Consider the following 22,560-nt stretch of genomic DNA (forward strand, 5'->3'; position numbering starts at 1 on the left):
TATGATTATAATGGCAAGTTATATCAATTTGGCAGATTTCTGCCTCTTTGTACTTAAAAAATCTGCTTTAATTAGCGCATCCCTGTTAGGTATGGTTATAATCTAAACTGCTGCTTTACTGTTTCTGTAATTGGAGCAAAAAAATCCATCGGGTTATAATCCGGCTCCCTAATCAGCAGCGAAACTGATCATTCGCTCCTTAAACTCTTTACCGGATTTGCCAGCGCCGCTTTTATTGCCTGGAAGCTGATGGTGACCAGGGTGATAATAACAGCCGCTATACCCGACGCAATAAATACCCCCGGACCAAGGTTGATACGATATTCATATTTATTGAGCCATTGTACCAGGAAATAGAGCGCAAGCGGCGAAGCGATGGCACAGCTGATTATAACCAGCAGCACAAAATCACGCGATAACATCATCCACACCTGGGCTATGGATGCGCCTAATACCTTACGGATGCCTATTTCTTTAGTACGCTGTTCAGCAATGTAAGCAGCAAGCCCGAACAGGCCCAGGCAGGATATAAATATGGCCAGGCCGGCAAATACACCTGCCAGTTTGCCTATCAATACTTCCAGGTTAAATTTGTGCTCATATTCGTCATTTACAAACTTGTACAGGTAAGGAAAGTTTGGGTTATATTTTTCAAATACCTTCCCGATCTTTTCTATCGAAGTATGGATGTCCGCATTTTTAGGCAGGCGATAAGTGATCACAAACCCGCTTGGATTATGACCAAAAATAGCGGGTGCTACCGGGCTGTAAGGCGATTCCATTAAAGCATCCTTTACCACACCAATGATCCGTACCGGTTTGTCGCTTCCATTCCAGGTTATCATTTGATTGACCGGATTTTTTAAACCAATACGCCTGACGGTGGCTTCATTAATAATCACATTCAGCGAATCATTTCTGAAGTCACCCGAAAAATTGCGCCCGGCTGCCATAGTCATCCCCAGGGTTTGGAAATATTCCTTTGATATCCATATAGCACCAATATTCACCTCTTCGTCCCCGGCATTTTTACCCGGCCATTTCTGCAATGAAAAATGACTATACACCTGCGTTGCCGGCGAGGTGGATGATGCCACGCTTTCTACAAGTCCGGATGATAGCAGGTCATTTCTTAAGGCATCATAATGCTGGTAAAGATCGCCGTTCATATCTGTCATCATCAGCCTGTCGGCACTGTAGCCAGTTGGCCGGTTTTTAACGTATTGTATCTGCTGATAAACAACCACTGTACTTATGATCAATGCAATAGAACAGGTAAATTGTACCACTACCAACACTTTTCTTGGTAGTGAGGCCCATTTGCCAATCTGGATAGTCCCTTTCAGCACTTTAACCGGGCTGAATGAGGACAGGTAAAACGCCGGCTTGCTTCCGGCTATTAAACCGGTTACCAGTACAAAAGCGATCATGAAGCCCCAAAAGCTAACGCTTCCATACGGAATATGGATCAAGGAGCCTGTTAACGCGTTGAACGATGGCAAAGCCAGCTGAACAAAAAGCAAACACAGCAGGAATGATAAGGATGTGATCAGGACAGATTCTGTTAAAAACTGGTAAACAAGGTCGATACGCGTTGAGCCGATTGCTTTGCGAACACCAACTTCTCTTGCCCGTTTCTCAGACCTTGCTGTTGAAAGGTTCATGAAATTGATACAGGCTATCGCCAATACCAGCAAGCCTATGATGCTAAACAGATTTACATATTCCACAAAACCGCCCACAGGCTTGCCGTTCTTAAAATCGGTAATTAAATGCCAGTCTTTTAAAGGGTACATAAAAACCTCAGCCTTTGATACCCGCATCTCCGGGCTTCTTTTAGAAACGATGTCCCGTATTTTCAGAGCAATTTGCTCATAAGTCACGCCTGGTTCCAGCGCTACATAGGCCGAAAATGAATTGTAGGTCCATTTGGTGCGTGCAACCTTTATCCAATCCTGTGTGGCTTCCATGTAAGCAAAAGGAATGATATAACTAAATTGCATTGTTGCGTTGTTAGGGATATCCTTAATAACCCCTGTTACCCGGAAGTTCTGTACATTATCAAACCGTATATATTTCCCCATCGGATCCGCATTACCAAATAAAGCTTTAGCGGTTGATTCTGTCAAAACAATAGAATAGATGTCCTTTAAAGCTAAATTGGCATCGCCTTTTACAAAGGGATATTGAAATATCTTAAAAAATTCCGGAGATGCCGCGCCTCCGCCCAGGTAGAGTTTTTTATCGCCAATCAAAAGATTATGGTTCATCCGGCCTATGTTGTCAGATTCGGCTACATATTTTATTCCGGGGATCTCTTTTCGCAAAACATCAGCCAGCGGCAGTGCTATCGACGTTTGGGTAGATGTACCGTTGTGCTGTGAGGTCAGGTTCATTTCAACCTGGTATAATTGTGTATAATTGGGCAGAAAGCGATCATAGGAATACTGATCGAATACCCATAAACCGATCAGGAGCGCTACCGCCATGCCGGCTGCCAAACCAACAATATTCAGTGTGCTGTAAACCTTGTTTTGCAACGTGTTGCGCCAGGCTATCTTCAAATAATTACGAAACATATAATTGCGATTTAATTTATCACGAGACCATACCGGAATGGCATTGTGACCCGAAGTTATCGCTACTGTTGCGGAATAAGGTCTCAAATTATAACCTGGGAGTTCTTTTTTCAGGGCGGTTTTATATTCTGCCGGGCTTTTACCGGTTAACTCTTTAAAAATGCGGTGGAAAGTACTTTTAGAGTTGAAACCGGAATCATATGCGATACCCAAAAGTGTTATTCTATCATTTGCCGGATCCTGCATTTTTCGTGTTACCTCCGCCACACGATATTCATTAATGAAGTCGTTAAAGCTTTTTTTGAGCGCCTCGTTTATGATCCGGGATAATTCATTGGGGTGAAGCCCAAGCTTCCCGGCCAGCGAACGTAAATTGAGTTCGGGATCCAGGTAATACAAACCTGATGTCATGGCTTTCTTCAGCCAGATCCCTTTTTGCCTTAGTTCGGCAGGTTGTGATGGTTTTGGATATGATGGTATCTCGGCCGCCACAAAAGCCTGCGGCCTCAAAAACGCCACGACCGCCAATTGGATAATCAATGCCGCTAAAAGCAGGTACAAAGGATAATAAACATGCAAGTTCAATTGATGATAGTAAAGATAATCCGCGGCTGCAAGGGGGATCCACAAGAGCCAAAATATCGTAAAAACTGTCAATAAATTATGCAGCCACCGCAATTCCATCCGGTGCCGGTCGCCTCCAATGAATTTTAATCGCTGGTAAAAACTCTCTATCAGCCTGTGGGAAGCATACAGGTAGATTGTAACCGAAATAAATGCCAGTAATGCTAAAATGGGGCCCAAATGCAGTGCAGCCGCCATCTTTAAAGTTTCATTAACCTCTGATGCATGGGCACCCAGTTCAAGCAGCAACGGACTAAAATGCAACAGATCCTTGTAGATAAATTTATGATCGGGCCGGGTTATTTTACGTACATAAAAGAAAATCAGCGGACCGAATGCCAACGAAAATTGAAGGGGCAGTCTGTTCCAATGAGGGAAGTAAGTTTCCAGCCGGATGTCTGTGCATAATAGCCAAAGCATCCACGAGGCAACAATGATCAGGATAAGGCTAAGAAAACGGTTTGCATTTCGGGACTGACCTTTGACAAACCAGAGCAACATCGCAAAAAACAGGCCGACGAAGATAAATCCCCCAAGGAGAAGGTCATAAATATTAATATGGAACAGATAATTCTTCAAACTGCCTAATCTGGCTCAATACACATTCCAAATTTATAATTAGTTGAAATATAAATGATTGTATATTATTGAAAAATAGCGACTGTAATAAAACCGAACATGAATTGGTCGGTTTTAGTTAGTCCTGAAATAGTTATACAGATACTGACCAATGGTTGAATTATAACGAAATTATTAACGGTTACGTCTGAGCAAAACCGCCCATCCGGAAATGTTAAGTTCGGCGATCAATGTAGCTGCCAGGATCAGGCAGCCGCCCAATAGCAACCGCCATGATAGCTCTTCACCTAAAATAAAGAAGGCTGCTATTGCACCGAAAACAGGTTCGAAAAGATAAATGATAGATACCCTTTCGGCGCTGATATAGCGTTGGGCGATATTGGATATAGTGTACATATATGCCGTGGAAAACAGTGCACAGAATACGATACCTGTCCAGAATGACCTGCTTTCCGGTAGCCAGCCGGCATTGGTGTCTGTTAATGCAAGGCAACAGGTAATAACCGTACAGGTTGCAAACATAGGTACAATGGTGCTTACAATATTCCGGGATTTGGAATGCTTCTCTACTTGGATTAGGTAAACGGCAAAAGCAACAGCGCCGGCAATAGTATACAAGTCACCGATGCCGATGGAGAGGTCGCTTTTGACCGAAATAATGAATAAACCGATCATGGCAATTGAAGCGGCGATCCAGATCTTAACGGGGGCGACTGCCCTGTATAAGATGATTTTCAGCAGCGGAATAATGACCACACACATACCTGCAACAAAGGCACATTGCGAAGCGTTACTGTGTTTAATGCCCAATGTTTGCAAACAAATACCGGCAGTGAGCGGAATGGCAAGGGATATTCCTGTCTTTACAGCATCCCAGTTGATCGTTCTGACGTGTTTCCAGAATATCACCGAAAGTATTGCGGTAGCGGCTAAAAAACGATAGCACAAAAAAGTAGACGAAGAAGCCTGCCCGATAGCCAGTTTGGTTACAGAAAATGATATGCCCCAAAAAGCAGTTCCTAATATCAGCAGGAAAAGCAAACTGTTTTTTTTGTCCATAGTTTGATTAGTTTACGAGGTTCTTTTTCATCATCAGGTCTATTTGCTCATCGGTTCCTAACCTGAAGATATGCCTGTCAAATTCTACGAAGCCGTTTTTCTTATAAAAGCTGATTGCCCGGTGGTTATGTTCCCATACCCCAAGCCATACATAGGCGGCGTTAATCTGTTCGGCAACCTGGATAGCCTTATTGTACAGTAGCTGCCCCACTTTTTTTCCATGATAGGCCTGCAATACATAAATCCGCTCAATCTCCAGCGCCTGGTTATCCCTGATCTCTGTTTGAGCTTGCCCAAGGTTTAGCTTCAGGTAACCAAGTACCTCGGTACCCGCAAGGGCAACGTAAAACAGGGATGATTCGTTACTGAGTTCAGCCTTTAGTTTACCGGGAGAGAAACTTTCATTAAGGTAGCTATTCATGTTTTCCCCGGTATTAACCGCTGAAAAGGTCTCGCAAAAAGTTTGTCTGCCAATTTGTTGAAGTACAGCTACGTCTGCCACCGTCAGCTGATCGATCTTAAGAGTTTCCATAGGGCAAATATATCCTGCAATTAAATGCAATAAAATGCTATTTTATCATCTATTAATGCATATATTACATTAATGGATTTACAGCAGATCAAATATTTCTTAGCGCTTGCAAAGGAATTGCATTTTTGGAATACAGCCGGAAAGATGAATATTACACAATCTGCGCTAAGCCGTCATATCCAGGCGCTGGAAAGGGAACTGGGTTTGCAGTTATTTGAGCGTAATAAGCGAAATGTGAAACTAACTCCGGCAGGCAGCTTCCTGAAAGAAAAATGGGAGGTAGAGTTGAATAAACTTGAATTCATGCATCAGTTTGCACGGCAAATCCATTTAGGCGAGAGCGGAACTATAAGGATCGCTCATCCGGATTCCATATCCGGCTCGCTCATGCCCGACATTATGGCCAGGATAGCTGAAGCGTTACCCAAACTCCAGATAGAGCTGGTGCAGTTAATGTATGAAAACCAGCAGGAGTTTCTCAGAAACTATAAAATAGACCTCATCATCACCAGGGACAATAACAACGCGCCGGGGATCAGGTCCCAAAAAATCCATACAGATCATTTGTCTATCGTGGTTCCGGAGGGCCATCCGTACCAAATTGCCGGCGATCTGTCAAAAGAAACGCTTGCCAGGCAAAAATTTATATTGCCTGTCAAAGATGAGGGCAGCAGTTATAGCGATATTATCCAGCAGTTGTTTCAATCTTTTGATTTTGTCCCCGATGTTTTTATGCACTCTGAATTTGGTTCAACCATCATTGCTATGGTAAGAAAAGGCCTCGGCGTAGCCATATTACCAGATTCTTATATGTATCACGAAAGTCCGGGTTTAAGGTTTATCCGGCTTCCGTTCCAAACTGATCTGTATGTAAACTGGAGGAAAGATGATCACAATCCGGTGCTGTTGAATATATTAAAACTGATATTGACATAATAGCCTTCAAAGACACGAATAAAAATTGCCGAAAAGGAAAACTTATACAACCTATAGTTGTTTTATTTCGTAAAAGGAAATACCAGCGAAGCTTTCAGGCAAATATATCGGCCTGGTAAGCACCGTAGGGTGTTAAGACCTCCCGGGAAAAAGAAAATAAGTGTCATTCATGAGCATTATTGAGGGGTTATATTTTGAAGTTTTATTAAATCTTACTTATGACAGAACAGTTGGAATTTGATTTATTGTTAAAAGAAGAGCAGCTGCTAACAGATGAGGTTGAAAGTTTAACCAAGAGGCTTCTTGAATATAAACGCAACCTGGCCGAGGTTAGGGCAAAACTTAAAACACTAAGATTTGAACCTGTAGAAGTAACAGGTGGGAGTGAGGTATCACAATAGCTGATAGGATTCCCGCAGGTAGTTAAACAAAGCGGGCCGCAGTTCATCCAGCAAGGAAATACGGATGTGGTTTTCGAACTTATTACCGACGGCTATACTTTTAAATATTGGTTTTTCGGGCTGGGGCACTTTGGAATAGAACTTAATGTCCAGCTCCTTTTTCATTGGCCGGATCACCAGGAAGGTCAATCGTCGGGTGAAAACAATGCAGTTCGGCGTAGTGCCTACCAGTACACCTTCCCAATCCGCCACCTCGGCTAAGATCTTATCGAATACCAGCACCAGCTCCGCAGGACGGCCTTTGAATAAAGTGTCCAGGCCGACCCGGGCGCAATAATGCCGCTGCTCCGGCTTGGGCAACTCCCGCTCACATTTCGGACAAGTCCAGCTCATTGATAATTTATTGACCAAATTTAGGGAAAATGAATTGATTATCCTTTGTGCTTATCAGTGGGCAAGGTCAGGGTTGAAATTGGCTGTATTAAGTTTGATTTTATATTCCGGATTTTCTTAATCGATCTGTTATTTCGTGCCCTTATTCGCCACAACACTGTCAATCTCGGTTCGGGTGATTCCATATTTCGCCATTCGTGTACGGTGGTCGGCCGAGCCCAGGTACTCCCGGAGTTGTGCATTCACTGCCTCCAGAAGACCATGATTCCCCTTGCTAAATGAGAAAGCGCCGACAGGTACTTTTCCATCTTTGCTATTCTTGAAAGGGACTGCTTCCAGTCTCGGGTTGGCATTGGCTGTAACTTGGTTCCCAACCGCTGTGGCTGCGAATGCATCAATCTTTCCGGCCAGTAATGCGGCAGCTGCTTCTGGTTGGCTATTGAACATCACGATCTGGCTGTCTCTCACACCCGCCAACTTTGCAGCATCGAACTGTACCTGACCTGGAATAAGCCCAAGCAGAGTATCGCCGCTCATTGCCACCGTTTCATAACTTGTCAGAGCCCTCGGATTGCCCTGGTGCACGAGGAATCCGTCGCCAAGTGACCAAACCGGCACGCTGAAAGCCACGTTCCTTGCCCGTTCAGACGTAACGAAAATAGGCACGTTCATATCCCACCGGTTGGCTTGGACACCTGGTAAAAGCTCCTCGAACGTGGTAAGCTGATATTCGATAGACATTACGCCAATTGCCCGCAGTACTACTTCGGCCAATTCGATATCCGCACCTTTTACAAGATGGTTTTCGTCAGTCCAATAGAATGGCGGTTCTTCGATATATGCGATTCGTACTTTCATGTTTTTATTCCTTGGTATGCTTGTTGTATTTATAAAGCGTCTCTCACAATGACCGCGAACTACTTAACCGTATTCCATGTGAATTGACTTTACAAAGTTATAAGTATAAATAAAGAGATAACAGATGCAGATTTCGAAAATTAAAGCATAACAGATTGGGAAATAATGTTAATACTGATAGCTTATAGATGTATGCAAGAAAATTGTAGCTTTAAGCAAACTGTAATAATTTAGATGGGGCAAAGAGCAAATTATATACTTATTGAAAATTTTCAGCAAGCTATTCATTATAATCACTGGAGAGCTAATTGCATAACCTCCGATCTTTATCTTGGAGAGAAGCGTTTTATAGATTTTGTAAGATCATGTAAGTTGGTGAATGTTTTACTGGATGAAGTTTGGATTGAGGGATGTGTAATTATTAATATCGATAAAAAATCACTCTACTTTTGGAGTTTAGAATTCGGTACAACATCAGCAACTGAGTTTTATTTAAAAGAACTTCGAGGCAAATGGAAAAACTGGTCTTTAAATTTAGTTTACAACAAAATGTATGATATCGAACAGATCTTAAATATTAATTATATTTCACTACAAGAGCAATTTCCATTACCAATAAACACAGCAGATGAGATTATTAACGATGAGGTTAGTGAATTTGGTAACACCGTAATAATTATAAAAACTCCAATTAGAACACATATAACTCAATTAGGAGACGTTTCTTTAGCAGGCATCTTAAACTATGGCGAAGGTGTTGTGGATATTTTATTAAATAAAAAAGAGCATCCGCTACCAACCGAAGAAGAAGACAAAGCTTTTGCAGCCTTGATAATAGATTTGGTACATAAGGCGATAATAATTGACAACAGTGAATTCGGGTTGTGGGAACAGTGTCAAAATAGATGGGACGGATATAGTTTTAAAATGGGAGATTTCGGTTACATTGGGGTCTTAAAACTTGCCAATATTAACGTTGTCCCATTGATCATGACTACTGAAAAGATCAAAATTGCATTTGAAGATCTGGTTAAGCGTTCCGAAAGTTTCGATCCTGTTGAAATGGCAGAAAGGCTATTACAGGAAGACAAGGATATAAAATTCAGTGAAGATTTTTTTGATACTGTTAAACCCCAACTTACCTTCACTGAAAAGGCCATCAAAACTATCGGTAAATTATTTAATACAAAAAAAGCACAGTAATATTGAATATTACTGTGCTTTTGTGACACCAAAAGTACGCATGTTAATGAAAGTCTCGGTATCGAAAAAGCCGGAACCGACGCTGATAAGCCCGGTTTATGAATTAATGAAATAATTGAAACATAAAACGACAAGTAACGTCAAGAAAATAGGTTAAAATCCAACTTGGCGCTGCCTGTATGTAATCCTGAACAGAGACTGCGAAATAGCTCGGAAAGTCCAGGGGCATTGAAAAAAACTTTAGAATTAAATTAACAGAGGCTGTACCAAAATAAATTGATCAGCCTCTGTTATTATTCAGATACCTGTTTTTAAGTGTTTTAATTAGGGTCTTCTTATGGGTTCATCCTTTTAAACATACCTTGTAGTTCAACAGGTGTTGCTTTCGATAGCATTTCGCTATATCCAAAAGTTAGTTCATCTTTGCCTTCTTTTAGTTGTTGAAACACTGCATTAATAAAATCACCAACAGAAGGGTGTTCGCTGTGCAATCCTTTGCCGCCCAGGTCAGTGTTGAGGGCCGGTGGGATCAATTCGATGACCTCTATGTTTTTTGATTTTAGCAAATGCCTTAGTGATATGGTTAACGAGTGAAAAAAAGATTTTGTGGCGCAATAAACGGGTACTTTTGTAAGGGGGACAAATGCCAATCCAGAAGTTACATTTATGACAGTGTCCAATGATTTGAGTTCTGTGAAGAGTGAAGTTAAATGTAAGGGAGCTATAACATTTATTTCAATTTCGTTTTTCGCTTTACCATAAAAACTCTTATCTGAAATATCCATCCAGTTTTGAATACCTGCATTGTTTACCAATACGTTCAGATCACTGTGGTGTTCAGTAATCCAGTGATAAAGTTCCGTACGTCCGGATTCCTCCGATAAGTCGCAAACTTTTGTTATTACTGACGGGAATTTATCTGATACTTCTTTCAGCGTTTCTTTCCTTCTGCCACATATAATTACCTGGTTATTTTCCTGAATAAATCTTTCAGTCAATCCCAGACCTATGCCGGTAGCTCCGCCGGTTATTAATATTTTGTTATTTGATAATTTCATTGGTTTTTCGTTGTTATTCGATGTTTCTTAAGGACTTTTATTTTACTTAATGAGCCTTTGACAGCTGCAATGAATGATTATTCGTATTGAGGAACAAAGCTCTTGATACTTTCGCTCACGACTGTTATACAGATTCCTGTTTCTCTTACCATTATTTCTGCTCAGGAGTGTTTCTGCAAGATTGTTTGCAATACGTTTGCCCCAATAAATAAGGCCTTATGAACTTGTTTCATTAAGGCCTGTGCCCGTCAAAATATAGTTGCTAAAACGGGCATTTTAAGATGGGATATTAAAAACTACTTTACCTAAAGCACCCTCTTTGATGACAGTCTTATACGCTTCCTTATAATCTGACATGGGATAGGTTTTGCTAATGTGGATATCAAAACCGTTTAACGTATCGTTTGCCAGGCGATTCAACTTTTCTGTATCTGATTTCATTAAAATAACTTCGTGTTTCTTTTTAGATACGATATTATTTAAAAATGAATGCGCAAAATTCCATAGCGATGGAGTTACGGTAAAATATGTTGATTCTGGCTTCATTAATTTTTTAGCCTGGCTGAAAGGTAATTTTGCAGAAAGTTCAATGATAACATCAAACTTTTTCTTTAAATCCGTCACTTTTTCTTTGTTGTAGTCAATCACATAATCACTACCCCATTTTTTTAACAAGTGCTGACCTTTTCCGCTTGAAACAGCCGTTACAATCGCTCCCTGACTTTTAGCAATCTGAATAGCAAACATACCCACTCCGGCTGACGCGCCATTTATCAAAATTTCCTTCCCTTTTAGGCTATTAGTGAGCATCTGTAATGCTGTTTGTCCAACTGTTGGTATTGCAGCAGCTTGCTCAAATGACAGATCCGCAGGCTTCTTAGCAATTTCTTTCTCATTCACCACGATGTATTCTGCCAGTACCCCATCTTTAAAAGGATTTGTTACGCCAAACACGTCATCCCCAGCTTTAAATTTTTGGATACCCGTACCTGTGCTTTCTATTGTTCCGGAGAAGTCGCAGCCAATAGATTTTGGGAATTTCTTGCCCGACATCAGTTTAACCTCACCCATTAAAATCTTCCAGTCAATAGGATTAATAGAAACTGCTTTTACCTTAACCAAAATTTGTTGCGTGTCCGGAATTGGTTTATTTACCTCTACGGAATGTAAGACATCGACACCGCCGTATTGGTTATAGATTATTTTTTTCATTGATTTAATTTCTTTCTTAAAAATTTGTCATTCAAAAAAACGGTCAGTCACTCAATGATTTATAAAGTCGTACTTATAAAGCGCAAAAACATCGATAACATGGAGGTGATCGTTTTTCGATGTAAAATTACCGGGATGGAAATTGAATGTCGATGACTTGGATCAACAAACTACAGGTGGGCAACTCTTCTTCTAACCCTGCTTAGCGTTTCTTTGCGCATGCCAAGAAAGTTTGCAATATAGTGCTGTGGAACACGAAGCAATAAGGATGGTCTTTTCTTAAGAATTTCCAAATACAACTCTTCTGGTGATGCCGATTTAATTCGGTTGGAGTTTTCCGCTATAGCGGCATTATCAGCAAAGCTCTTCTGAATTATGAAGTGCTGTATCCAGGGTATCTTTGCGGTGCTGCACATATCATCGCCTGTTATAGATAACAACTCGCAATCCTCCAATGCCTGCAGGTTCATGTTCGTCGGCTTTTGAGTCATCATACTTTCAACCTGGCCAACCCATGCATTTTCTTCATAAAATTGAAAAATCTTCTCATCGCCCTGGTTATCAATACTATATTCACGTAAGCAGCCTTTTAAAGTAAACGACCAATACTTGGGAACTTTACCGGCTACGTAATGGAACTCACCCTTTTTTAAATAAACCGTTTTAAACAGGTTAAAAAAGAGCTCAAATTCATCCCGGGATACTTGAACGTAAGAGCGGATATGGGTATAAAGTATATCGGTGTTCATTTTAGTTGAAAAATAGCTATTGCATTAGAAGAGGACTGTTGCATCACATTTTACAGCAATTTAGTATTTAAAAATGATAATGAACTCAGATCTGAAGAAGTTGCGTTTTTATTGTTGCCGTCAGACTTTTGCCGGTGACTTTATTTGCAGAACTATTTCAAATGATTCGATAGATCATTCTAAGCGGCGAAGTTCTCCATACTTTTGCATCAGATAGTTATACAGATTCCTGTTTCTCTTACCATTATTTCTGTTCAGGAGTATCTTTGTAAGGTTGTTTGCAATACTTAATCTAATTTCACTTCAAATAACCGAAGTCATGGGAAATCCCTTCAGAATTGAAAGTGTGACTCAGATCAATAACGACCGGGGGCAAAAGACCCTGCATCCGTTAGTTAGTGTTCTTGACCAGTCACTATCGAAGCCCGTAAAAGAGGCACGTTATATTTCGGACGTGTACATGATCTTTTTAAAAGACGAGAAGTGCGGGGAGGTAAAATATGGCCGCAGTCATTATGATTACGAAGAGAGAAAACTGCTTTTCATTGCACCCGGGCAAGTATTTGGTTTTGATGAAAGTGAAAATACGATACAGCCGACAGGCTGGGGATTGTTCTTTCATCCTGATTTGATCCGCGGGACCCATCTTGGTAAATGCATTAACGAATACAGCTTTTTCTCTTACGATGTTAATGAAGCGCTTCACGTTTCGGATGCAGAAAGAGAAATAGTGCTGGAGTGTTTTAATAAGATCCGATATGAATTAGCTCACCCAATTGATAAGCACAGCAGGACATTGATCGTAAGTAACATCGAAATGTTCCTTAATTATTCCGTTCGGTTTTATGACCGGCAATTTCTCACAAGAGAACATATTCATAAAGATTTATTGACTGGATTTGAGGGATTACTGAACGATTACTTCCAGTCGGAAAAGCTGCAAAACCTGGGATTGCCATCTGTTTCGTATTGTGCAGCGCAACTCAACCTGTCTCCAAAATATTTTGGAGACCTGGTAAAAAAAGAAACGGGAAAATCAGCTCAGGAGTACATACAGCTCAAACTGATCGATGCTGCGAAAGAACTGATACTTGATACCCGCAAATCAGTAAGCGAGGTCGCTTATGGGCTTGGCTTTAAGTATCCCTCACATTTCACCCGTTTCTTTAAACAGCACGTTGGGCATTCACCCAATGAATACCGGAATTCATTTAATTGATAGGTAAGTGACTGAATATTTATTATCTGAAATTTCTAATTGCTCTTTAAATTAGTATATCAGGAAATAGAAAAATGCTCAGGGTAATGGTAAGAGTTTATTTTAAGTTTTACAGTAAAGTAAGGTACTACCTAACTTTTTTCCGAATTCCTGAGCGGAAATACTTTCAACATTTAGAAAGCCTTTTACGGCTTATAGAACCTATAATTCAAGATTTAAAAGCAAGGATTTATAGAATGGATTAGATAAAGGTCAGTAATCGCTTAGGTTTTGCTTTCGGCGGGGTTGAATTGAACCGAAAACTGAAGAAGCAAAAAACCCTCTATACATCATCGTAAAGAGGGCTTTAAATTTTACAATAAATTTAGGTAGTACCTGAACTTTTCCTGTGACCCCGGAGAGATTCGAACTCTCGACCCAATGATTAAGAGTCATTTGCTCTACCAGCTGAGCTACGGAGTCATGTGGCTAATTTTGCCGGGTTGCAAATATGCAAATTATTTTTCTTCCTGCTTGTGATAAATATGCTTTGTTATCAATTATTTTAATCTGCTCATTGTAAAATTATAATCCTGGGGTGATAGCCTTTTTTAGATCAGCTTTCATATTTATTTTGATTCCGGGTTTAGCTAAAAAGATTTAGTAACAACTTCATAACAAAATAATGATTTTTTTGTTGGAATTTTAACAAAAGCTGCTTAAATTGTAAAACTTAATATCTATTCCTCATGAAAAAAAGAAAATTACTCAAAATTAACAAGCTGCAGTACGAAAGCGTTGTTAAAGACTTTATTGCCCAAAACGGCTTAAATGTTCAATATTCGTATACTAAAGATCATTTTTACCTGTTTAGCGACGAATCTACTATTAATCAGCTCGAAACGCAGGCCATCAGGTTTAGCTTGTGATAAGTTATAAAATATAAAGGGCCGGTAGTATTTATACTATCGGCCCTCTTTAATTCTTCGATGATTATTATACTGCAGCGTAAAGGTCTTCCTGTTGTTTCTGTACTACAGGGCTGTTAATATATTCATCATAAGTCATGAGTTTATCAATATAACCGCCCGGTGTTAACTCAATGATACGATTGGCCACGGTTTCAACCAGTTCATGATCTCGCGAGGTGAACAGGATGGTACCGCGGAAGTCTTTCATCCCATTATTAAGTGCTGTGATCGATTCAAGGTCAAGGTGGTTGGTCGGCTCATCAAACATTAAAAGGTTAGCTTGTTGCAGCATCATGCGGCTAAACATACAGCGCATTTTTTCGCCACCCGAAAGTACGTTGCTTTTTTTCAATACTTCCTCACCTGAAAATAACATGCGGCCTAAAAAACCACGGATAAACTGGTCATCTTTTTCACCTGGCGAATATTCACGTAACCAGTCGATAAGATTGTCATTTTTTCCTTTAAAATACTCGGCATTATCAATAGGGATATCCGCCGCGTTAATGGTAACACCCCATTTAAAAGTTCCTTTGAAGTCAGTATCCCTGCCTGTTAAAATATTGTATAAGGCAGTTGTAGCTAAACTATTTTGAGATATGATGGAAATTTTATCGCCTTTATTAACAGTGAAGCTAATGTTGCCAAACAACACTTCGCCGTTAAGGGATTTTTGAAGATTTTCAACCTGCAAAATCTGGTCACCAGCCTCGCGGCCTAAGTTGTTGAATATAATTCCAGGATATTTTCGGTTAGAAGGCTGGATCTCGTCAATGTTGATTTTGTCCAACGCTTTTTTACGGCTGGTTGCCTGTTTTGATTTGGATGCGTTGGCACTAAACCTGCGGATGAATTCCTGTAGCTCCTTAACCCGTTCTTCAGTCTTTTTATTCTGATCTGAGCGCTGTTTTAAAGCTAACTGGCTCGATTCGTACCAGAAGGTATAGTTACCTGTGTAAATGGTCATTTTAGCAAAATCAATATCTACCACATGTGTACAAACCGTATCCAGGAAGTGCCTGTCGTGCGATACTACCAATACAATAGCTTCATACGATGCCAGGAAATCTTCCAGCCAGCTTACGGTATGGATGTCCAAATCGTTGGTAGGCTCATCCAGTAACAGGATATCAGGTTTACCAAAAAGTGCCTGTGCCAATAGCACGCGTACTTTTTGTGTGTTGTCAAGATCTTTAACCAGTTGGTAGTGAAATTCTTCTTTAATGCCAAGGTTGCTCAATAGGGTAGCGGCATTGCTTTCGGCATTCCAGCCATCCATTTCAGCAAAAAGGTTTTCCAGTTCACCGGCACGTTCGCCGTCGGCATCGCTAAAATCTTCTTTAAGATAAATGGCGTCTTTTTCTTTCATGACGGCATACATTTCCTTGTGTCCCATCATTACGGTTTCAAGAACTGTAAATTCGTCAAAAGCATAGTGGTTTTGGCTTAAAACAGCCATGCGTTCGCCAGGAGTAAAACTCACCGAACCGCTGGTTGGATCAATATCGCCCGAAAGAATCTTCAGGAATGTTGATTTACCCGCCCCATTGGCGCCGATAATACCATAGCAATTGCCCTGTGAAAATTTAAGGTTAACGTCTTCAAATAAAGTACGCTTACCATAACGTAAAGAAAGATTGGATACCGTGATCATGCTGCACCTATAATTTGGCGCAAAAATACGGTAAAATCTTCATTTTAACGATAATCCGTGCCGATATTATGGATGGGGATTTTTTGAACCAGCAATTTTCCCCACAAATTTAATTCGTGGGCACACAATTACACAGAAATGATAATTGAATGTAAACTAAAAATGTATTTAATGCGTTTTAAGGTAACATTTTACCAATTATAGCATCATGGTACAGCCTTTGACTAACATTTAGTACAACAATTTATTAAAATTATTTAACAATGGTCATGGGAGCATTAATTATAGGCTTAATTATCATCAATGTGGTAATAGCCATCAACAATACACAAAAACGCAAAGTATACTGATATAAACTTTGCAACAATGCTGCAGGTTTAGTTTAAGATATTAAACAAGCTTTGTGTTTCATGGTCGGCCAGTTTTTGAAGCGGACCTGATGCCAGCATTTTCATCATCATGCTAAGCTCTGCGCTAATGGTGAATAAAATATCTGTATGGTCGTTATTGAAAGATAACGACCATTTTAGTTCAAGATTAAACGGAGGCTTCTCGGCCGGGATGATCCTTACCAGCTGATCGGGAGTACGCTCCTCAATTTTTAAAGCAAGCTTGGCCATATTCTGGATACTAAAGCGTGCTTCATCCCGGGTAGATGTCCATTCCTGGATATTTTCGGGCATCAGTTGCTGGTGATTATTAAAATCGGCCAGGAAGTTGTAAACCTCTGTTAAAGGCTTGTTAATGCTTATTGTACTGGTGAATGTATTCATGGATAGATATGAGATATAAGGCGTTTGATTTGAGAAAATTACGCTGCCCATTTATCATCAGCGTAATCATCTAAATCAAAAAAAATCAGCGGTCTTAATTTGCAGCTATTTCGCCCCAGGTTGATGGGTTTTCGCGCCATTGTTTAAGCAGGTTTACATCTTTTTCATTAATGAACTGATGCTCCTCAGCATATTTAATAAGTGCGTTATAATTTGACAGGGTTACATAAGGGCAATTAGCCTGTTTGAAATTTTCTTCGGCAATGTCAAAACCATAGGTAAATATGGCTGCAAGGCCTGCAACGTCATAACCTGCGGCACGTAAGGCTTCAACAGCCTGCAGGCTGCTTTTACCAGTTGAAAGCAAATCTTCAATTACTACAACACGTTTGCCAGATGTAGTAGGGGCATCACCTTCAATCATGCTGCCTGTGCCATGCTCTTTGGGTTTTGAACGTACATAAATGAAAGGAAGGCCTAATTCCTGGGCTACCAAAGCTCCCTGCGGAATACCTGCTGTAGCAACTCCCGCAATACAGCCTACCGAGCCAAATTTTTCCTGTATGGCGGCAACTAACTGCTGCCTGATATAGGTGCGGATGGTTGGATGAGAAAGTGTAACGCGGTTATCGCAGTAAATTGGAGATTTCCAGCCCGATGCCCATGTAAAAGGATTATTGGGTTGTAATTTAATTGCTTTAATTTGCAGCAGGAATTCGGCTACTTGTTGTTCGATCTCATTATTAGTAAACATGGCTCAAAAATACAGAATTTATATTAACGAAAAGGTTATCCTGCTCACAGAATCTGAACCAAAGCATGCAGATAATTTTGAAAGGCTTGATGCAGAGACCTTTGACTTGAAAATTATATACACCTGGATCCTTGCCAACCCCAATAAGTTGTTTTACATAAAAACTGCTAATGCCAGGGTATATTTTAAAACGGTTAAAAAAAATATTACACTTATTGAAGCGGCAGGTGGCCTGGTTATGAACACTAAGGGGCAATATTTATTCATTTATCGTAATAATAAGTGGGACCTGCCCAAAGGCAAAATAGAAAAAGACGAAAAGGTAAAAGAAGCAGCAGTGCGTGAGGTAGAGGAGGAGTGCGGTATAAAAGTTAGCGAACTGGGAGAAAAAATTTGCAAAACCTACCACGTATATGTGAACCGCGGTGAAGTAGTGCTTAAGAAAACGCATTGGTTTGCCATGAAAAGCAAAGGCAAAGAAAAGCTAAAACCTCAAAAAGAAGAAGGAATTACCGATGTGCGCTGGTTTGAGCATGAACATATTGAACCGATAGTTGAAAATACTTTTCCATCCATAATGGATGTACTGCATAAAGAAAAGCTGGTTACAAATAAGGTAATGCCTCTTTCGGAATAAACTGGCTCACATCGCCATTATACCTGATAATTTCGCGTACAATGGTTGAGCTTATGGATGAGTAGCCCGGTTTACTTACAATAAATATGCTTTCGATATCGGGCGCCAGTGAGTGGTTCATCTGGGCTATTGCTTTTTCGTATTCAAAGTCAGATACTGTACGGATGCCCCTGATCATGTAGGCAGCGCCTATGCTCTTACAAAAATCAACAGTAAGCCCTTCGTAGGCTATTACGTGGATCCGTTCATCATGTGCAAAAACAGCCCTGATCATTTGTTCGCGCTGCTCAATTGTTAAAAGTCCTTTCTTGCTGCTGTTTACCCCTATGCCTATATAAAGTTTATCAAACAGCTCAACCGATCGCTTTACAATATCAACATGTGCCTTTGTAATTGGATCAAAGGAACCTGGAAAAAGGGCTATCTTCATGCAGTAAAATTAGTGAATAGTTGATTGGGTTGCTTAAGTGAAATTTATTTTTTTGCCTTTTATTGGCATTATTTAGCAAAACCACAGCATATCTAAAAGGCGCGAACCATTCACCTGATTAACTAAATCAACACTAAACCAGCGAAGCTAATTGTGCATATTGCAAAAGCATAATTGTTTTGGCATCTTTTATTTCTCCGGTTTGTACCATTTGCAGGGCTTCGCTGAACGTTAACTCCAAAACTTCAATATTTTCATTTTCGTGAGCAAGGCCGCCGCCATTGCTAACTTTCATTTCTTTGGCATATTCGGCAACAAAAAAGTAAAGAATTTCGGTAACTGAACCTGGTGACATATAAGCTTCAAAAACTTTCTTAACCTCAGTTATTTTATAGCCGGTTTCTTCTTCGGTTTCTTTACGGATACAGTCTTCCGGATTGTCCTTATCAAGCAGGCCCGCACAGCATTCAATCAGCATTCCGTCGGGGTTTCCGTTGATATAGGTTGGCAGCCTGAATTGCCTGGTTAATATTACCGATGCCTGTGCTTTATTATAAAGTAAAATGGTTGCACCATTGCCACGGTCATAAGCTTCACGACTCTGCACTGAGGTATTTCCATCGTTTTCGGTTACCTCATAAGTCACTTTTTTAAGTACGTACCAGTTATCTGATAAAATATCTGTGTTAAGGATCTTGATCTGATTCATTTTTATTGATCGTTTTTGATTGATAATGATTATTTTTGAACGAAAATAAGATTAATAAAATGAACTTTCCTAAAAGAAAACAAAAAATAATTGAGCGGCTCAATCAAAGCGGAGAGGTAGATATAAAGGAATTAGCTGCCGAACTGAATATTTCCGAAATCACCATCCGGCGCGACTTGAACCAGTTAGCAGCAGATGGATTGCTTTACCGTACTCACGGAGGTGCAACCAAGGTTAATCCGCTTGAAAAGCCGTATAGCTTTGTAAATAAAAGTGCTCAAAACGCAGCTGTTAAAGATGCCATTTGCCGTAAGGCGGCATCACAAATTAATGACGGGGATGTTATTTTTATGGATTGCGGGAGCACTGTTTTCAGACTTTGCCAGTTCATTAAAAACAAAAGGATAAAAGTGATAACTAATTCGCTGCCTGTGATATATGAGCTGCAGGATTGCGCAGTAAGTGTCAACATAATAGGAGGGGAACTGGATAAAGAGCGGCAGGCCGTACACGGCACTATGGCTATTGAACATATTAAAAAATACCGGGCAACCAAAGCTTTTTTAGGTATTGACGGCATTTCGGAAGCAGGGTTATTTGCCAATAGTGAACATGAGGCGTCAATAACAACAGCCTTTGCCGTAAACAGTGCGTATACCTATATCCTGTGCGATTCTGGCAAAATAGGAAAAGAAACCTATCTCCATTTTGCCGGCTTAGATTTAATTAATGCAATTATTACAGATGCTGGCGCCGAACGATTAAAGGGTTTTAAAGAAAAAGGGATAGTAGTTTTAGAGGCGGATCGTTAAACTGGTCTGAAAAATGAAAAAGACGAATGCCCGTACTTTCTCTGTTCTACAAAAGCAGGATGATTGCTCAAATTTTGTAGTGATTGGTGCTCAACTATTAACACCCCATCAGGTTTAAGCAGCTTTTTCTCAAAAATAACTTTTGGCAGATCAGGGATCCGGTTCAGATCATATGGCGGATCGGCAAATATCAGGTCGTATTGTTCGGTTTCTATATTCAGGTATTTGAATACATCTTCGCGGTAAGTTTTTATTTGGGTAAGCTTATGCTGGCGCGAGGTGTCTTTAAGATAGTTAACACAATGGATACTCCTGTCAACAGATATAACTTCCGATGCACCGCGTGAAGCAAACTCAAGCGAAATGTTGCCGGTACCGCTAAACAGGTCAAGCACTTTAATATCTTCAAACTCTATTTGATTGAGCAGGATATTAAATAAAGCCTCTTTTGCCAGGTCGGTTGTAGGGCGAACGGGAAGATCTTTAGGTGGGTTAAGCCTTAAGCCTTTTAAACTGCCTCCGATAATGCGCATAATGATAGAGCCGCTATTGATAATACCCGGTGTGCTACAACCTCAGCAGGCAATTCTAATACCTGTAAATTATTGACTTCGGCCCTCCTGAAAAACTCGGCCAGGCGGCTTAGGCTTTTACTGCCGGCTTCAATATTGCCGCTAACAAACAGGCTGGTATACTTAGCATCGAGGTTAAGCTCATTGGCAACCAGCACAGCAAAGTAAGCCAGCTCATCATCGCTATTAAAATCAAATGAGTTGTAAAAACGTAGTTTGTCTAATGAAAAATGAGCTATCTCAACCTTATCCTTTTCAACATTGAGGTAGAGGTTATTATTGCCCGGGCTATTTTGAGCAATAGCGCTTAACCAGCCCTTTGATGTAAAAACTGTATTGCGGATGCCAAATTCTTCAGCCGCATTTACAATTGTTTCGCTGGTGTTGTATATAATAATATTTTCCTTATCTAATGTTTGAGCAACAACTTTGCTGTTAGGCTTCACATCCAGGAAACGGGCCAGGTTTGGCAGGCGCTCAGCTGTAAACAGTTCGGCAGGTACAAGCGTGAAGCTGTGAGCTGGTAAACCTACAATCATTTGCTTGTATTTGGCAGACAAGAGATCCAATAATTCCTGCGGATCGCTTAGCTCATCAAAGGGATAATTTTCGGCCCATGCAATTAATTTGCCGTTTTCACAAATGGCGTATGAAAACGAATTGTTTTCAACCTGAATTAATAAAACATAGTCTTCAGTTTTATCTAAACTAAAGTTATCGTCGTGGTAGGTATAATTGTGTTCGTTCATGCCTGTTTAACAAAAGTAGCATTTTTTTAATTTCTATGTCCGTTAGGTATTGTTATAATAAGATAAAAATTAAACTGCCGGAGGTATTATCCGGAGCTGATAAATACATTGTAATTAAGGCAGGTTGTTATTCGTTTTAAGTTATATTTGACTTATATACAATCCCTTACATTATGTTCAACCTACCTTTCCCCACGGACAGTCTTTACAAATTCGCATTTATGTTCGGGCTTGTATTGATAGTTTATTCATTTTACTACAGCGATAGCCACTTAGATAAATATGATAAAAAGCAAACCTACCAGAAATTAGACTCCCTGAAGGCACGGAACGTTATAATTGATTCGTCAAAAAGCGATAACCTGTACAATTATAAATATTACGAAACTTTTAAGGAGAAAGAGTTTTTTACAGTTTCGGACAGTAAAGTGTGGTTTAAGAATTTCAGAACAGAATGGCATTATGATACTACTAACGTAGTGATTAAATCGAAATTCAGCCAGATCCTAAATTTCCCCGAATCGGAAAATCAGCCGCTGATAAAGGAGCTTAGAACTTTTGTATTAGCGCCAAATACATCTAATCATGAATTTAAAGATCAACTCCTGAAACTACTATCGGCTTACACAAAAAAGAAGCCTGAGGTTAAACAGCTTTTTGACGATATTGCTAAAGAGCCCGATCAAACTAAAATTAAAAGCACCTTAAAAAGCTTCTTTGAGCATTTTTATGAAAAATCAGACAGGGAGTATTTCAATGAATCAAATGCTCTTTTTACTATAATTTCGGATTGGAACACGAAGGATAAAGAGGCCACTAACGATAGGATAACACAGTTTGCGGACAGGTACAATGAATTTACACGATATTTTTACGCTTTGTTATTTTTAGGCATTATATTATTTATAATAGGCACAGCTGGCTGGTATTATAAATTACAACGGCCGCAGGATATGCTTTTAAAAAAGCAACTGGCCGAAGCTGATAAAAAAGCTGTTGAGAGTGAGGGTAAAGAGTTTAAGGCAAGAAAACATTTCGAGCCTAAAATTTTACCACGCCCTGAAGTAAGGAACAAGATTTGATTCCGAAACCGGTATTCCCCTAAACCAATCAAGCAT

General features: G+C 40.1%; 23 protein-coding genes and 1 tRNA gene. 8 read left to right on the forward strand and 16 right to left on the reverse strand.

What is annotated here, in order from left to right:
• Positions 1-188 precede the first annotated feature (188 nt).
• The 3 genes from ACFFGT_RS26430 to ACFFGT_RS26440 form a co-directional block, all read right to left on the reverse strand.
• Entirely contained in the window at positions 189-3,704 is a 3,516-nt protein-coding gene (locus tag ACFFGT_RS26430; RefSeq protein ID WP_377025515.1) for an ABC transporter permease, read from the reverse strand.
• A 252-nt stretch (positions 3,705-3,956) separates the two neighbouring features.
• Positions 3,957-4,841, reverse strand: coding sequence for a DMT family transporter (locus ACFFGT_RS26435; RefSeq protein WP_377025516.1), 885 nt, complete (start codon positions 4,839-4,841; stop codon positions 3,957-3,959).
• A gap of 7 nt (positions 4,842-4,848) precedes the next feature.
• A complete protein-coding gene (locus ACFFGT_RS26440; protein WP_377025517.1) occupies positions 4,849-5,373 on the reverse strand; it encodes a GNAT family N-acetyltransferase in 525 nt (174 codons plus the stop codon).
• A gap of 72 nt (positions 5,374-5,445) precedes the next feature.
• Here ACFFGT_RS26440 and ACFFGT_RS26445 point away from each other — a divergent pair, with 72 nt between their 5' ends.
• Positions 5,446-6,309, forward strand: coding sequence for a LysR family transcriptional regulator (locus ACFFGT_RS26445; RefSeq protein ID WP_377025518.1), 864 nt, complete (start codon positions 5,446-5,448; stop codon positions 6,307-6,309).
• 218 nt (positions 6,310-6,527) lie between these two features.
• The gene (locus ACFFGT_RS26450) at positions 6,528-6,710 is read left to right on the forward strand and encodes a hypothetical protein (RefSeq protein ID WP_377025519.1); all 183 of its coding nucleotides are present in this window, start codon (positions 6,528-6,530) and stop codon (positions 6,708-6,710) included.
• Here ACFFGT_RS26450 and ACFFGT_RS26455 read toward each other — a convergent pair.
• Both ACFFGT_RS26455 and ACFFGT_RS26460 read right to left on the reverse strand, forming a co-directional pair.
• The gene (locus tag ACFFGT_RS26455) at positions 6,702-7,103 is read right to left on the reverse strand and encodes a DUF5655 domain-containing protein (RefSeq protein WP_377025520.1); all 402 of its coding nucleotides are present in this window, start codon (positions 7,101-7,103) and stop codon (positions 6,702-6,704) included. The genes ACFFGT_RS26450 and ACFFGT_RS26455 overlap by 9 nt on opposite strands.
• 129 nt (positions 7,104-7,232) lie before the next feature.
• On the reverse strand, positions 7,233-7,961 hold the full coding sequence (locus tag ACFFGT_RS26460) for a transporter substrate-binding domain-containing protein (RefSeq protein WP_377025521.1): 729 nt from the start codon (positions 7,959-7,961) through the stop codon (positions 7,233-7,235).
• A gap of 234 nt (positions 7,962-8,195) precedes the next feature.
• On the opposite strand from ACFFGT_RS26460, the gene ACFFGT_RS26465 reads away from it, so the two are divergent.
• The gene (locus ACFFGT_RS26465; protein WP_377025522.1) at positions 8,196-9,164 is read left to right on the forward strand and encodes a hypothetical protein; all 969 of its coding nucleotides are present in this window, start codon (positions 8,196-8,198) and stop codon (positions 9,162-9,164) included.
• Between the two features lie 335 nt (positions 9,165-9,499).
• Here ACFFGT_RS26465 and ACFFGT_RS26470 read toward each other — a convergent pair whose 3' ends face one another.
• From ACFFGT_RS26470 to ACFFGT_RS26480, 3 genes are all read right to left on the reverse strand, one after another.
• A complete protein-coding gene (locus ACFFGT_RS26470) occupies positions 9,500-10,222 on the reverse strand; it encodes an SDR family oxidoreductase (RefSeq protein ID WP_377025523.1) in 723 nt (240 codons plus the stop codon).
• Positions 10,223-10,498: 276 nt separating this feature from the next.
• The gene (locus ACFFGT_RS26475) at positions 10,499-11,434 is read right to left on the reverse strand and encodes an NAD(P)-dependent alcohol dehydrogenase (RefSeq protein ID WP_377025524.1); all 936 of its coding nucleotides are present in this window, start codon (positions 11,432-11,434) and stop codon (positions 10,499-10,501) included.
• Between the two features lie 170 nt (positions 11,435-11,604).
• Positions 11,605-12,183, reverse strand: coding sequence for a Crp/Fnr family transcriptional regulator (locus ACFFGT_RS26480; protein WP_377025525.1), 579 nt, complete (start codon positions 12,181-12,183; stop codon positions 11,605-11,607).
• A gap of 319 nt (positions 12,184-12,502) precedes the next feature.
• Here ACFFGT_RS26480 and ACFFGT_RS26485 point away from each other — a divergent pair, with 319 nt between their 5' ends.
• A complete protein-coding gene (locus ACFFGT_RS26485) occupies positions 12,503-13,402 on the forward strand; it encodes a helix-turn-helix domain-containing protein (RefSeq protein ID WP_377025526.1) in 900 nt (299 codons plus the stop codon).
• A 389-nt stretch (positions 13,403-13,791) separates the two neighbouring features.
• On the opposite strand, the gene ACFFGT_RS26490 is transcribed toward ACFFGT_RS26485, so the two are convergent.
• Positions 13,792-13,864, reverse strand: a tRNA-Lys gene (locus ACFFGT_RS26490).
• Positions 13,865-14,130: 266 nt separating this feature from the next.
• Between ACFFGT_RS26490 and ACFFGT_RS26495 the strand changes: the two genes are divergently transcribed.
• Entirely contained in the window at positions 14,131-14,310 is a 180-nt protein-coding gene (locus ACFFGT_RS26495) for a hypothetical protein (protein WP_377025527.1), read from the forward strand.
• Positions 14,311-14,377: 67 nt separating this feature from the next.
• Here the strand turns inward: ACFFGT_RS26495 and ACFFGT_RS26500 are convergent, their stop codons facing one another.
• From ACFFGT_RS26500 to pyrE, 3 genes are all read right to left on the reverse strand, one after another.
• Positions 14,378-16,006, reverse strand: coding sequence for an ABC-F family ATP-binding cassette domain-containing protein (locus ACFFGT_RS26500; protein ID WP_377025528.1), 1,629 nt, complete (start codon positions 16,004-16,006; stop codon positions 14,378-14,380).
• A gap of 377 nt (positions 16,007-16,383) precedes the next feature.
• Positions 16,384-16,779 carry an SRPBCC family protein gene (locus ACFFGT_RS26505; protein WP_377025529.1) on the reverse strand — a complete coding sequence of 132 codons (396 nt, stop codon included), beginning with the start codon at positions 16,777-16,779 and terminating at the stop codon, positions 16,384-16,386.
• Positions 16,780-16,873: 94 nt separating this feature from the next.
• Positions 16,874-17,533 (reverse strand): orotate phosphoribosyltransferase, encoded by a 660-nt coding sequence (gene pyrE, locus ACFFGT_RS26510; RefSeq protein ID WP_377025530.1) that lies wholly within the window; start codon positions 17,531-17,533, stop codon positions 16,874-16,876.
• On the opposite strand from pyrE, the gene ACFFGT_RS26515 reads away from it, so the two are divergent.
• Positions 17,532-18,170, forward strand: coding sequence for an NUDIX hydrolase (locus tag ACFFGT_RS26515; RefSeq protein WP_377025531.1), 639 nt, complete (start codon positions 17,532-17,534; stop codon positions 18,168-18,170). The two genes, pyrE and ACFFGT_RS26515, sit on opposite strands and share 2 nt — an antisense overlap.
• On the opposite strand, the gene coaD is transcribed toward ACFFGT_RS26515, so the two are convergent.
• On the reverse strand, positions 18,139-18,600 hold the full coding sequence (coaD, locus tag ACFFGT_RS26520; protein ID WP_377025532.1) for a pantetheine-phosphate adenylyltransferase: 462 nt from the start codon (positions 18,598-18,600) through the stop codon (positions 18,139-18,141). The two genes, ACFFGT_RS26515 and coaD, sit on opposite strands and share 32 nt — an antisense overlap.
• Positions 18,601-18,733: 133 nt before the next feature.
• Entirely contained in the window at positions 18,734-19,309 is a 576-nt protein-coding gene (gene nudK, locus ACFFGT_RS26525) for a GDP-mannose pyrophosphatase NudK (RefSeq protein ID WP_377025533.1), read from the reverse strand.
• A 59-nt stretch (positions 19,310-19,368) separates the two neighbouring features.
• On the opposite strand from nudK, the gene ACFFGT_RS26530 reads away from it, so the two are divergent.
• Positions 19,369-20,121, forward strand: a complete 753-nt coding sequence (locus ACFFGT_RS26530) for a DeoR/GlpR family DNA-binding transcription regulator (RefSeq protein WP_377025534.1) — start codon at positions 19,369-19,371, stop codon at positions 20,119-20,121.
• Here the strand turns inward: ACFFGT_RS26530 and rsmD are convergent.
• The gene (gene rsmD / locus ACFFGT_RS26535; RefSeq protein WP_377025535.1) at positions 20,118-20,654 is read right to left on the reverse strand and encodes a 16S rRNA (guanine(966)-N(2))-methyltransferase RsmD; all 537 of its coding nucleotides are present in this window, start codon (positions 20,652-20,654) and stop codon (positions 20,118-20,120) included. The genes ACFFGT_RS26530 and rsmD overlap by 4 nt on opposite strands.
• On the reverse strand, positions 20,630-21,442 hold the full coding sequence (locus ACFFGT_RS26540; RefSeq protein WP_377025536.1) for a DUF3822 family protein: 813 nt from the start codon (positions 21,440-21,442) through the stop codon (positions 20,630-20,632). The genes rsmD and ACFFGT_RS26540 overlap by 25 nt, the downstream gene beginning before the upstream one ends.
• 173 nt (positions 21,443-21,615) lie before the next feature.
• On the opposite strand from ACFFGT_RS26540, the gene ACFFGT_RS26545 reads away from it, so the two are divergent.
• The gene (locus ACFFGT_RS26545; RefSeq protein WP_377025537.1) at positions 21,616-22,524 is read left to right on the forward strand and encodes a hypothetical protein; all 909 of its coding nucleotides are present in this window, start codon (positions 21,616-21,618) and stop codon (positions 22,522-22,524) included.
• Positions 22,525-22,560 lie beyond the last annotated feature (36 nt).

This window comes from Mucilaginibacter angelicae (assembly GCF_042434235.1).
Lineage (GTDB): Bacteria > Bacteroidota > Bacteroidia > Sphingobacteriales > Sphingobacteriaceae > Mucilaginibacter > Mucilaginibacter angelicae.